The following is a 12,035-nucleotide window of genomic DNA, read 5'->3' on the forward strand; positions in this document are numbered from 1 at the left end:
AGCTGAGGCAAACTACTATCGGCAACTTGAAACACCGGTCGCCGAACCCGCATTAACTTAAACCAACCAGCCTCCACGATTCCCGGGGCGGTTCACAGCAGGTTCCTGAAGCGCGTGCACTGATTCCTGTACATGCGGCGGGCAAACAGCAAACCGGGACGATCATTGTGAGCGTAACCGGCACCGTTTTCTCGATAGACAACCCCGAGCATATCGAAATCGCTAATCGCATCGAGATTCGCCTCGTTGATCAGGATCTGCTGCCTCGTTATGCCGATCTTTGACGCCGACAACCAATCAGCTTGTGTCTCTAACGAATAGACGAAGAGGATCGACGTATGGGGACATTATTCGTGCCATTGTTAGAGGCAGCGGTCGCGGAGCTGGGGCCGGTTTTGCTGAGCGCGGGCAGAGCTTTGTTGGGTGGCGCGGCAACGGCGGCGACAGGTAGTGCGTCGGGTGACAAGTCGAAAGAAGACAGCAAGACCACGCCTGCAGTTCGAACGCTCCCGCGTACTGGCGAGAGCTGCAAGAAATGTCCGCCAGACGCAGGATCGAGAATTAATCGCAGACACGGAGTGAATTGGAACGCATACCGTTACCAGGCACGCGTCACCGGCTTTGCATTCGACACAGAAGCATGCCGTTGGAGTGACGAGTGGCATTGGCTCAAAATCGATTTTGATGGATTCCAGACCGGCGACTGTCTTCTTCAGGAAACCAAGGGCAACTATGACCAGTTCATCGACGGCTCTATACCTGGCGCGGTGGACTTTTTTAGAGGATTCGAATCTATGGAAGATCAGGCAATGGCGCAAGGAACCGAAGTGCGTCTGAATCCCCCTGCGCGTCTGACGTGGTACTTTCAGACGCCTCTCACGCAACGCAAAATGACCCGGCTTCTCGCACGCCTCGGCATCCATTCCATCTATCAACCCTAAGCGGATATGGAAATCAACGCGATGTTCCGGGACATGTCCTTATCGTCCAAAGACTTCCCGGCGATGCTGGCCCGCGAGTCCACAATCGTCGATACGCTTGCGACGAAGAGTCCGCTAATGGCTCGTGCGAACTGGTATCTGAAGGGGAATACCCTCGACGAAGCGACACAGTACCCCACATTCACCGCCGATGGGGCGGCCTCATCGGCGGCGATCGCCGTCCTCGCTGAGGAATTCAGAAGGGGAGCGTCGAACGTGTCCCATGCCGCTATCTGGAATACCAGAATGGGATCGAACGAGGGTGCGTCTATGTCGTGTCGCGTGTCCGATGCAAAGGTACTAGCGGACAACTTTGCATTAAGAGTGGGCGTGCCCGCCTGTTTTGCCACAGCAGACGTTCTCGCACACGTAGTCAGCGCAATCGTTGCGACCTTCCAGCCGATGGTTGTCGAAGCCTCACCGGTCGGCTACTTCGAAAAGCAGGTCTTCGACGACAAACCCGGCGTCGGCTGGATGCTCTATCTGCCGAAGATCATCAGCGTGCAACAGGTGCCGGAAGCTCGCGCGCTAATTCCTGTCCCGAACCATGGCAAGAACCAGACCGGCACGATCATCGTAAGCGTAACCGACACCGTTTTCTCGACAGACAACCCCGAGCACATCGAAATCGCCAACCGCATCGAGATCCGTCTGGTGGATCAGGATCTACTGCCACGCTACGTGGACCTTTGAAACCGATAGCCGCCCAGCTTAAATTACCAACCGGAAGACAGAGAGGATCGACGTATGGGGACATTATTCGCACCGTTGTTAGAGGCAGCGGTCGCGGAGTTGGGGCCGGTTTTGCTGAGCGCTGGCAGAGCGCTATTGGGTGGCGCGGCAACGGCGGCGACAGGTAGTGCGTCGGGTGACAAGTCGAAAGAAGACAGCAAGACCACGCCTGAAGTTCGAACGCTCCCGCGTACTGGCGAGAGCTGCAAGAAATGTCCGCCGGAACAAACAGGGCTTGCACTCAGGCGATTGCACTACATGAATGCGGCACCCCGCGTATGGGGCGGCCGTATAACGTCGCGGAAGGTTGGAGCGAGGAGTGGCACTGGTCGAAAATTGATTTCGACGGTTTCAAGCCTGTCGAATGCCTGTTGCAGGAAGCTAAAGGCAATTACGACCAGTTCGTCGACCAGCCGTGGGCAATGAGGTCTTTCAAGGGATTCGACGATATGACGGCAATGATCATGGCGCAGAGCGAAGTCGTGGCAGAAAACCCGCCAGCCCGCCTGATGTGGTACTTCCAGGGGCCTAAAACGCGACAAAAAATGCTTGAAGTATTGACTCAGTATGGAGTTCCGTCGGTCGTCGCGCCATGAGTAACCACCTGAAAATCAATGCGCAGTTTCGGGCCCCGACGCTTTCACCGCATGACTTCGTGGAGATATTGAACCGGCTCGGCTCGATCATTGATTCGATAGCGCAGAAGCATGGCGAGCTTCAGAAGAACAGATGGCGTATGAAAAGAGACTCACAGACCGAAGCCAAGCTGTACTCGGCGTTCGACGAAGGTGGGGCATCCCCGGCCGCTCTCGCTGTTCTAAAAGAAGAATTCCGGAACTCACCCAATCGGACTTATGTATCGATCTGGGACGGGAGCGACGCGGCGGCATCCGGGATCAGTATGGTGTGTCACGTGGGACGCCCGGGCGCGTTGAATTTGTTCGTTGTCGAGATGCTTGGCGAGTATGCGCTGGCCGAGCTTACGAATGTCGCCAGTATCGTCACGCGTACCGTGCAGAAATTTAATCCGGCTTACGTAGCAGTGTCTCCGACGGGCTATTTTGAAAAACGCGTCTTCGACGACAAACCCGGCGTCGGCTGGATGCTCTATCTGCCGAAGATCATCAGCGCGCAACAGGTGCCCGAAGCTCGCGCGCTAATTCCTGTCCCGAACCATGGTACGAACCAGACCGGCACGATCATCGTAAGCGTAACCGACACCGTTTTCTCGACAGACAACCCCGAGCACATCGAAATCGCCAACCGCATCGAGATCCGCCTCGTCGATCAGGGTCTACTGCCTCGCTACGCGGACCTCTGAACCGGACGGACACTCGACCAGCCCGCCCATAGAAAAAACCGCATTAACCCATCGACAACGTCACCCGCGCCCAAACCTTATAAACCACCCCACGCAATTCACTCGACCCATGCAGCGACAGCCCCAGATTCGCCGCCGCGAGCGCCACCGCCGCCAGAATACTCACCGGCAGCGCGCTAATCGTCTCGGTCAGCGCCAGGGCAACGAGCAGAAACATCAGATGAACCAGCATATTGCGCACGATCGACCACACATGCAGCCGCGAGAACACCAGCAACACGGCATAGTCGAAAAAACTTTTCAGCACGACTACCGCCGCCGCGCCCATGATCCCGAACCAGTGAATCCCGCACCACAGCGCGCCGGCGAACACCGGTAGTTCGATCCAGCTCACACCAGCGATTGCCGCCGGACTGGTCTGCGCCTGAATCAGAATCCCGAGAATCCCGGATTGGCCGCTTAACCACACACCGAGCACAAGCACACTGGCGACCGGCGCCGCAGCCGCCACGGTCGGCCCAAGCCACAGCATCAAAAACGGCTTCAACGCAAACAGCGCGACGATCACGCATGGCGTGAAAGCGCCGTTCAGAAACGCGAGAGCGCGATGCGCGAGCGCATCCGCGTCCGCGCGCGACACCGCCGAGAGTCGCGGAAACAACGTGCGCACCATCGCAACCGGCAGTAGATTCAACCGCGTAATCAGGTTCTGCGGCGTCGCATAGTAAGTCACGAAGCGCGCGCCGAGCAACGCGCCTACCAGCACCCGGTCGAGCGTCGCCGCAATCATGTTGGCGCCGGAAAACAGCAGCATCCAGCGGCCATAACGAAACAGTTCCGCCATCACGCGCCATTGCGGCATCCGCACCCGTCGAATGCCGATGGCGCGAAACGCGGCCGCGCCGAGCATTACGCCGGCAATCAGACGCGCCAGCACGGCCGCCGGTATCACGACGGCCAGCGAGGGCGAAAAACAGAAAATCGCCGCCAGCGGCAGCAGTTGAAACAGCGCGGTGCCGATTGTCTGGTTGATGTTGAAACTGGCGAAGCGCTCCACGCCGTTGATCGCACCGGCAAACACCCAGGAGACGTTCGCGATCGGCACGGCCACCGCGATCCACGGCAGGCTCGCCATCACTTCGTGTTGAAACTCGGGTTCGATCTTCACGCCATGCGTAATGTAGATAAACGTGCCGAGATAGATCAGCAGGCCGCCGACAATGCCGGTGCCCAGGTTCATGAACCACGCGCTCCAGAAAATCCGCTCGATCGAATCGTCGTTGGCGGCGCGCGCCTTGGAGATCTGATTTTCCGTCGCGAGACTCGTGCCGAGATCGAGCACGCTGAAGTAGCCGATCAGCGCCCACACCAGATTGATGACCCCGTAGCGCTCCACGCCCATCAGATGGATGTACGCCGGCACGGTCACCAGGGAAACGAAGGTCGGTGCGATCGCTCCCGCGAAGTTGATGAAGATGTTCCTGACGATACTTCTTTCCATGGTGCCCTTGTCCGGCGGCTGAAGTCCTTCAATGATGGGGTTCGTCCCGGACGCCGTCGGTTCGCGGCCGCACCCTGGGGCCTGCGTGGCACGTCGGCGTCGGCCCGTCGCAGCCTCGAATAGTGCCCTGGCGCTCCCCGTGCCTGTGTGGGTGGCCGTACAGATAGTGGCGATCCGCCAGGGTTAAATGATTAATGAACCGAAGGTGGCGCCGCTGTGACACGTTCGGCATTGGCATCTCATGCCGCTATTTAACGGGGTTTGACCATGAAGCAGGGCGAGAATGGCAGGAGTGGATTAAACGCACGGTTGATCTCGATTTGCGTACCCACCTGCAACCGGTCCGCATTGCTCGAACAGGCCATCGACAGTTGTCTCGCGCAAACCTACGGCGAATTCGAAATCGTCATCGGCGACGATTCGTCCGACGACAGCGCGCAACGCCTCGTGGAACGCTGCCGTACGCGCAGCGCCCGGCCCATCCGCTACGAACGCAACACACCACGGCTCGGTCAGGCGGGCAACGTCAACCGGCTGTTCGCGCGCGCGCAGGGCGCCCGCCTCGTGCTGCTGCACGACGACGATCTGCTCGAGCCGGGCGCATTGGCCTGTCTGGATGCCTGCTGGCAGCGCTACCCGGCATTGACCGCGGCGTTCGGCAAACAGCGTGTGATCGCCGACGACGGCACACCGCGCCCGCAAGCCACCGAACGGCTGAACGTCGACTACCGGCGCGTACCGGAGCGCGCCGGCCGGCTGCCCATTCCCGCGTTGGCCGGCATCGACCAGATGTTCCCGAACAACGGCTACCTCGTGGATACCTCGACGGCGCGGCGGATCGGCTATCGCACGGTGGCGGAGGTAGGCGAGGCGTGCGATTTCGATTTCGGCCTGCGCCTGAGCGTCGACGCCGCGGCGATCTGTTTCGTGGACGAGTTCGTGTCGGTATCGCGCGAAACGGCGCAGTCCATTTCGACCCATGCGTTGCCCGCCATGCACGCGTTCGCCCAATTGCGCGCGAGCCATGTGCCGGCTGCGGCGCAAGCCGCTCGCGACGACGCCTTGCGCCGGGTCGCGCCGCGTGCGGCGTCCGCGTATGCGCGGGCCGGCGAGCCGGCCAACGCGTGGCGCGTGCTGCTATCGAAGCATTACCCGATGCGCGATCGCTTGCGCGCGCGGTTTTTCTATCACGTGCTGCTCGCGGCCCGTTCCACTTTCGCGCTGCGTACGCCGCACGGCGGCTGAGTCTTTTTTGCATCGTTTCATTGAAGCTGGTCTTTCGCACGACAACAACGCTATCCGTGCCGTCCGTGCCTCGAAGTAACAGGGGCTATGTGGCAAGGCGTACAGAGGATAGGTATGAGGTTTGTTGTAATGCTTGAAAGGTAAGCACAGTGAGGAGCGAAGCGTGAGGCCAGTAGTCTTCGATGGTCAGTTCGGTTGGTTCCATCCGGCGAATGGGCCGCATGGCGTGGTGTTGTGTTCTCCGTTCGGCTACGACGCGCTCTGCACGTATCGCGGCTTGCGCAGACTGGCCGAGCGGCTCGCCGAACGCGGCATGCCGGTGTTGCGCTTCGACTATCCCGGCACCGGCGACTCGGCCGGCGACGCGAGCGAACCCGGCCGCTGGCGCGCGTGGATCGACAGCATCAAGGAAGCGGTCGCGTGGCTGCGCGAGTCCACCGGCGTCGCGCGCGTCAGTTTGTGCGGCTTGCGTCTGGGCGGCACGCTGGCCGCGCTCGCGGCGCAGGAACTCGGCGGCGTGGACGGCCTCGTGCTGCTCGCGCCGGTGCTATCGGGCAAGAATTATCAGCGTGAGTTACGCGCGCATTACCGGCAGTGGCTATCGATCCCGGCGTCGATGGATTGCGTTCATGAACCCGATACCGACGCCTTCGTCGAGGCTTACGGTTTCCGTCTCTATCAGGACACGCTGGAGCATCTGCGCGCCGTCGACTTGCGACGCGACGCGCAGCAGCCCGCCGCGCGCGTTCTCGTGCTCGATTCGCTGGACCCGGCACGCGTCGATGCGCTGGTCGCGCACTATCGCGAGCAAGGTCTCGACGTCGAACGGCAGCCGTTCGACGAATACGGCAAATTCATGCTGGAATCGCTCGACAGCGAGTTGCCGCGAGCAGCGTTCGCATCGATTGAAAACTGGTTGACGGATCGCGACGGCGACGCAACGGCGAGTGTGCGCGGGGACGTCGGCGGCGCTGCCGGCCACGTTGCCGCTCACGCTGTTCCTGTCGCTGCTCAGGTCCCCGCGCATTTCCCCGCGCATCTCTCCACTCACGCAACGGACCACCTCGCCGGCCATCCCGTCGCGCCGAACGTGGTCGAGACGCCGGTATGGCTCGACGGCGGCAGGTTGTTCGGCATCTACTGCGCACCGGCCGCGCGCTGCGAAGCGCATGCGAGCGCCATCGCGCCGGCCGCGCTGCTACTGAACACAGGCGCCGTATCGCGGATCGGCAACGCCCGGCTCGGCGTGCGTTTCGCGCGGCGTCTCGCCCAACAGGGCATCAGTTCGCTGCGGGTCGACCTGCGCGGGCTGGGCGACAGCCTGCCGTCCGTCGACGGCCTGAACCTCGACGCGTTGTACGCGCCGGAAGGCGTCGACGACGCCGCGTGCGCGGCTCGCTGGCTGAGCGCGCAAGGCCATCGCGGCGCGGTGCTGCTTGGCATCTGCGCGGGCGCGTTCATTGGCCTGCACGCCGCCGCGCGCGAGCCGGCCGTGACCGGCGCGGTGCTGGTCAACCTGCAAAAGTTCACCTGGCGCAACCTCTGCGACGAGCAGGGCAAACCGGCGGTTGCGCCCGCAACTTTCGGCTCGACGCGCAGCTATTTGCGCTCCATGTGCCAGCCGCGCAAATGGCTGCGCGTGCTGAAGGGGCAGTCGGGCGGCTGGCCGGTGGCGCGCGAGCTGGCGGCGCGTTTCACGGCCCGCGTCGCGGCGACGCTGGCGGACCGGCTCGAACGCGTGAGCGGCATCGAAGTGGGCGCGCGCGAAGCGCACCGCCTGATCGCCGCAGTCGATGCCAAAGGCGCCGAGACACGGTTGGTCTACGGTGTGCTCGACGAGGGCGTCGAGGAACTGGAGTGTCATTTCGGCGCGTACGGTTCGCGGCTGCGGCGTTTCCAACACGTTCGCGCGGCGTTTTGCGAGCGCACCGATCACGCGATCCTGTCGTCGAGCGCGCAGGAGAACGTGATGTCGTACTTCGAGAATTTCTATCGCGACAGCTTTAGCGGTATCGCGCGGACCGACACCGAACCAGCTCACGACGCGCGTGCGACGCGCTCCCGCTGGCGGCAGTCGAGAGCCGCGCAATGGCTTGTAAAGCGGGCGCGCGCGGTTCGTCTATTCGGCGAAGCCTCATGAATGCACGGGACGGCCCGCGCACGTGAGCTTCAGGGGAGGAGCGCCATGCATCGTCAAACCGAACTGGACCGCATCAATCGCGTTGCGTGGAATTCGGCCGACGCCGCGCGCGTCTTCAACCAGGAGAAGACTTTCTCGGACCCCGGCCAGGAGGCCGCCTTCGGCTGGCTTGCGCCGCGTTGCAGCGGCGCGCCGCTGCTCGATATCGGTATCGGCACGGGCCGCACCATTCCGTTGATGACCGCGATCTCGAACGACTACACCGGCATCGATTACACCGAGAGCCTGCTCGAGCTGGCCAGGTCGCGCTACCCGACGCGCGACTTGCGGCACATGGATGCGCGCGATATGTCGGCGTTGCCGTCAGGCCACTACGGTCTGGCCGAGTTCAGCTGGAATGGGATCGATTGCGTGGACTACGAGGATCGCGTGCGCATTCTCGAAGAGATGTATCGGGTCGTGCGGCCGGGCGGCTATGTGCTGTTCTCGTCGCACAACCGCGGCGGCCCCGGCTATCAGGAGAACATCTGGCAATTGTTGCCGCACTTTTCGTATAACCCGCTCAAGCTTGGCTGGCGCACGCTGATTTCCGTGCGGCGGTTCCAGCTCGGCACGCTGAACTACCTGCGCCACGTGAAGCTGAATCACGACTACGGCGCTTACGCGGTGAAAACCGCGGCCGCCCACAACTTCGGCATTGTGATCGTCTACACGACGCTCGGCGAGCAGCGTCGCCAACTCGCGCAGGTCGGCCTGCAAAGCGACGCGGTGTTCGGTAGTTGCGAAGGCAACCGAATTCCCGACGACGTCGAAGAGAGCGGCGCGTGGTGGTTTCACTTCGTCGCGCACAAACCGCTGGCCGCGTGCCGCTTCGATTGAGAGGGTGCCATTGCGATGGCGCGAGGGCGCGGGCCGTGCGATCCACCAGCGGCGAACGTGTCGCTTCGGACGCCGTTCCGTTTCTTTCCGCCAGCGACGCGCCACCGCGCCGTGTCGGTCAGACAATTCGCCGTGCTACGTGCGTCTTCGCACGATGCAAATTTTGCAACGCAGGCACGCTTGGGACGCAAGCTTATGGCCCATCAAAATATGCGGCGTTACACGGACGAAACAATTCTTCAGAGGGATAACCCTGTCAGGACGTTTCCCAACTGGCGCAACTGTTTTGAAGCTTGCAACGTATCGTAAAACAACCAGGATGCATCAATAAAACGACACACGAGGGCCGTTCGATCAACAGGCTACGGCGGGGGCAAACACCGCTTCGGGGAGAGTGTCATGGAACAGGCAAACAAAGATCGATCGCTGGTGAGCAAAGTCATGGACGGACTGGTCACCGGCATCGTCGAAGAGAAGTACGGCGCCATCCTGCCACCGCAGGATGTGCTGTCGAAGGAGTTCGACGTCAGCCGCACCGTCATGCGCGAGGCGCTGTCGATGCTGCTCGCGCGCGACATGCTGGACGTGCGGCCGAAGATCGGCACGCGCATCCGGCCGATGAGCGATTGGCGCATGATCGACGAGGACGTCGTGCAGTGGCGTTTTCGCGCGAAGCCCGATCCGCTGTTTTTGCGCGACGTAATCGAGTTCCGCATCCTGATCGAACCGCGCGCGTCGGCGCAGGCGGCGTCGCGGGGTAGTGCCGCCGATATCGCGGCGATCCGCGAGGCGTTCGAGGCGTTCCGCGCGATCCGGCCGGGCGAGCCCGGTTATCAGGAAGCCGACGAGCTGTTCCACACCCGCATCGTGGTGGCGAGCGGCAATCAGTTTTTCAAGCAGATGGCGGCGATCGTTCGCGGCGCGCTGTCGACCGTCAATCCGATCGTCTCCACGCGGGAAGGGCTGTGGGAGACGGCGGTGAATTCGCATCGGCGAGTGGTCGACGCGATCGAACGGCGCGATCCGAAGGAAGCGGAAATCGCTTCGCTCGCGATGATCGATTTCACCGCGGAAGAAATCGGCGGCGAGTTTTCCGGGGAGCCGCCCGTCTCGCGCGAATAAGCGCGCCCGCTGCTGCCGCGACGGCGGCAGGCGGACTGTCTTCGACGACCTTGCAGCACGAACGACGCAAGCTCATGTTCACGCGTGAGCGAGCGGCATGCGCGACAATAGCGCCTGTTCGGAACTGCATGGACTCGAAGAAACGATGACCACCACGTCAACATCGGCGGCAAACGCATCGCAACACGCTACGGATCGCGTGATCCGCTGGGGAATCGTCGGCACCGGCCGGATTGCCCGGCGCTTTGCGCAGGGGCTTGCGTTCGTACCGCACGCGCAACTCAGCGCGCTGTGGTCGCGCCGGGCGGAACCCGCTCAGGCCTTTGCCGAAGAATTCGGCGGCGAGGTCTGCGCGAATTTCGACGCGCTGCTCGCGAGCGGCATCGACGCGCTCTATATCGCTACCGTTCAGGACAGCCATGCCGACTACGCGATCGCCGCATTGCAAGCCGGTCTGCACGTGTTGTGCGAGAAACCCGCCACCATCAACCGGCCGCAGCTCGAGCGTGTGCTCGACGCCGCGCGTGCCGCGCAACGGCTCTTCATGGAAGCGATGAAGCCGCCGTTCTATCCGCTCTACAGAAGGTTGCGCGCGCATCTAACCGCTGAGCCGGTCGGCGACATCGGACTCGTGCGCGCCGGCTGTTCGGTGCCGGGCGTGCCGGACGATCATCCGTCGCTATCGTTCGAGCATGCCGGCGGCGCGCTGCTCGATATCGGCATCTACGAGATATTTCTTGCGGTCGACTGGTTGGGCGCGCCGCGCGAGGTGCAGACGCTCGGGCGGCTCGGCGCCACCGGCGTCGATCTGTTCGCGAGCCTGAACAGCCAGCATGAGCGCGGCATCGCGCAGTTGTTCTGCGGACTCGACCTGCACGGCAAGGGTGACGCGCTGTTGATGGCCAAAGGCGGCCATGTGACGATTCACGAGCCATGGTGGAATCCGTCGCGTGCCACGATCCGTTACGCGGATGGGCGCGTGGTCGAACTCGACGAGCCGTTCGAAGGCGGCGGCCTGAACTACGAGACCGCGCATTTCTGCGAGTTGATTCGCGCGGGACAGGTAGAGAGCCCGCTGATGCCGCACAGCACGTCGCTGCAAATGATCGCGATGGCCGACGCGGCGCGCGCGGCGCTGGGGCTGAAGTTCGCGGGTGAGTGAGAGTTGTGCCGCGTGGTGTGGTGTCGCGTGGTGCGCACGCGCGGTTTGGCGGCGATCAAGCCGTTTAGTGAAGACGCGTCCCGGCGAAACGCACGGTCGCTTCATGCGGCGCCGCGCGTCGTTGGCATCGCCGCGTGGCTTCCCGAGGCGGTGGTACGATTTGCACGGGCCATGCAGCGCGTTCAATAGCGCCATCGGCCCGCAGCTTTCGAACACCTTCCACCGGAGCCGCCTGCCATGCGCATGCCTGGAAAATTGTGGCGCGACAACAAGAGCCTCGTCGCGTTTCTGTTCTTGATGGTGCTGTTTCGCAGCGCCGTGGCCGACTGGAATGTCGTGCCGAGCGGCTCGATGCTGCCGACGATCCGCGAAGGCGACCGGATCTTCGTCGACAAGATGGCCTACGATCTGCGCGTGCCGCTCACGCATATCACGATCGCGCATCTGCACGATCCGCAGCGCGGCGATATCGTCACGATCGATTCGTCGGCCGCGCATGAGTTGATCGTGAAGCGTTTGATCGGCGTGCCGGGCGACCGTGTGGCGATGCGCGACAACGTGCTGTACGTGAACGGCGTGCGCGCCGATTACCAGACGCTGAAACTGAAGCCGCTGCCGGGCGATGCCGTGACGCCGGGCGATTATCTGACCGAGCGCTTCGACGGCGTCACGCACACAATGCGGCTCGCGCCCGACGCGCCCAGCCCGCGCAATTCGTTTGGACCGGTCACGGTGCCGCCGGGCGAGTATCTGATGCTCGGCGACAATCGCGACGACAGCGCCGACTCGCGTTACTTCGGTTTCTTTCCGCGCAAGGAACTGATGGGCCGAACGCGCCACGTGGCGTTTTCGCTCGACCCGGACCACTACTACGCGCCGCGTTTCGAGCGCTTCGGTGCGGCGCTGGATCCGCACGCTGCGCCGCTCGCGAGCCGCTAGATGCCAGACACGAG

11 protein-coding genes and 1 pseudogene are annotated in these 12,035 nt (G+C 62.5%); 11 read left to right on the forward strand and 1 reads right to left on the reverse strand.

The features are described from left to right. Window positions 1–95: 95 nt before the first annotated feature. From BX591_RS06805 to BX591_RS06825, 5 genes and pseudogenes are all read left to right on the forward strand, one after another. A pseudogene (locus tag BX591_RS06805) lies at window positions 96–284 on the forward strand (LysR family transcriptional regulator); the annotation flags it as partial. Window positions 285–338: 54 nt separating this feature from the next. Then, window positions 339–941: a restriction endonuclease fold toxin 5 domain-containing protein gene (locus BX591_RS06810; protein WP_111929931.1), complete on the forward strand. Its 603-nt coding sequence runs from the start codon at window positions 339–341 to the stop codon at window positions 939–941. Between the two features lie 6 nt (window positions 942–947). After that, the gene (locus BX591_RS06815) at window positions 948–1,673 is read left to right on the forward strand and encodes an immunity 52 family protein (protein ID WP_111929932.1); all 726 of its coding nucleotides are present in this window, start codon (window positions 948–950) and stop codon (window positions 1,671–1,673) included. 251 nt (window positions 1,674–1,924) lie between these two features. After that, complete coding sequence (locus tag BX591_RS06820) at window positions 1,925–2,308, forward strand: restriction endonuclease fold toxin 5 domain-containing protein (protein ID WP_338068881.1); 384 nt, start codon at window positions 1,925–1,927, stop codon at window positions 2,306–2,308. 8 nt (window positions 2,309–2,316) lie between these two features. After that, entirely contained in the window at window positions 2,317–3,033 is a 717-nt protein-coding gene (locus BX591_RS06825) for an immunity 52 family protein (protein WP_420849353.1), read from the forward strand. A 43-nt stretch (window positions 3,034–3,076) separates the two neighbouring features. Here the strand turns inward: BX591_RS06825 and BX591_RS06830 are convergent, their stop codons facing one another. Further along, window positions 3,077–4,534 (reverse strand): oligosaccharide flippase family protein, encoded by a 1,458-nt coding sequence (locus tag BX591_RS06830; RefSeq protein ID WP_111929934.1) that lies wholly within the window; start codon window positions 4,532–4,534, stop codon window positions 3,077–3,079. A gap of 267 nt (window positions 4,535–4,801) precedes the next feature. On the opposite strand from BX591_RS06830, the gene BX591_RS06835 reads away from it, so the two are divergent. The 6 genes from BX591_RS06835 (at window position 4,802) to lepB (ending at window position 12,021) form a co-directional block, all read left to right on the forward strand. Next, window positions 4,802–5,779: a glycosyltransferase family 2 protein gene (locus tag BX591_RS06835; protein WP_111929935.1), complete on the forward strand. Its 978-nt coding sequence runs from the start codon at window positions 4,802–4,804 to the stop codon at window positions 5,777–5,779. Window positions 5,780–5,942: 163 nt separating this feature from the next. Continuing rightward, entirely contained in the window at window positions 5,943–7,919 is a 1,977-nt protein-coding gene (locus tag BX591_RS06840; RefSeq protein ID WP_111929936.1) for a serine aminopeptidase domain-containing protein, read from the forward strand. 45 nt (window positions 7,920–7,964) lie between these two features. Then, window positions 7,965–8,798, forward strand: coding sequence for a class I SAM-dependent methyltransferase (locus BX591_RS06845; protein ID WP_111929937.1), 834 nt, complete (start codon window positions 7,965–7,967; stop codon window positions 8,796–8,798). Window positions 8,799–9,197: 399 nt separating this feature from the next. Beyond that, window positions 9,198–9,920, forward strand: a complete 723-nt coding sequence (locus BX591_RS06850) for a FadR/GntR family transcriptional regulator (protein ID WP_111929938.1) — start codon at window positions 9,198–9,200, stop codon at window positions 9,918–9,920. A 145-nt stretch (window positions 9,921–10,065) separates the two neighbouring features. Continuing rightward, window positions 10,066–11,082 carry a Gfo/Idh/MocA family protein gene (locus BX591_RS06855; protein WP_111930244.1) on the forward strand — a complete coding sequence of 339 codons (1,017 nt, stop codon included), beginning with the start codon at window positions 10,066–10,068 and terminating at the stop codon, window positions 11,080–11,082. A gap of 237 nt (window positions 11,083–11,319) precedes the next feature. Further along, entirely contained in the window at window positions 11,320–12,021 is a 702-nt protein-coding gene (gene lepB / locus BX591_RS06860) for a signal peptidase I (protein ID WP_111929939.1), read from the forward strand. Window positions 12,022–12,035: the final 14 nt, after the last annotated feature.

The sequence above is a fragment of the Paraburkholderia bryophila genome, assembly GCF_003269035.1.
Lineage (GTDB): Bacteria > Pseudomonadota > Gammaproteobacteria > Burkholderiales > Burkholderiaceae > Paraburkholderia > Paraburkholderia bryophila.

What these genes read in the sequence shown, in the direction of transcription:
- BX591_RS06855 (WP_111930244.1), top strand. Translation starts at nt 10,066, where the DNA reads ATGACCACCACGTCAACATCGGCGGCAAACGCATCGCAACACGCTACG.
- BX591_RS06845 (WP_111929937.1), top strand. Translation starts at nt 7,965, where the DNA reads ATGCATCGTCAAACCGAACTGGACCGCATCAATCGCGTTGCGTGGAAT.
- BX591_RS06820 (WP_338068881.1), top strand. Translation starts at nt 1,925, where the DNA reads ATGTCCGCCGGAACAAACAGGGCTTGCACTCAGGCGATTGCACTACAT.
- BX591_RS06830 (WP_111929934.1), bottom strand. Translation starts at nt 4,534, where the DNA reads ATGGAAAGAAGTATCGTCAGGAACATCTTCATCAACTTCGCGGGAGCG.
- BX591_RS06850 (WP_111929938.1), top strand. Translation starts at nt 9,198, where the DNA reads ATGGAACAGGCAAACAAAGATCGATCGCTGGTGAGCAAAGTCATGGAC.
- BX591_RS06815 (WP_111929932.1), top strand. Translation starts at nt 948, where the DNA reads ATGGAAATCAACGCGATGTTCCGGGACATGTCCTTATCGTCCAAAGAC.
- lepB (WP_111929939.1), top strand. Translation starts at nt 11,320, where the DNA reads ATGCGCATGCCTGGAAAATTGTGGCGCGACAACAAGAGCCTCGTCGCG.
- BX591_RS06810 (WP_111929931.1), top strand. Translation starts at nt 339, where the DNA reads ATGGGGACATTATTCGTGCCATTGTTAGAGGCAGCGGTCGCGGAGCTG.
- BX591_RS06835 (WP_111929935.1), top strand. Translation starts at nt 4,802, where the DNA reads ATGAAGCAGGGCGAGAATGGCAGGAGTGGATTAAACGCACGGTTGATC.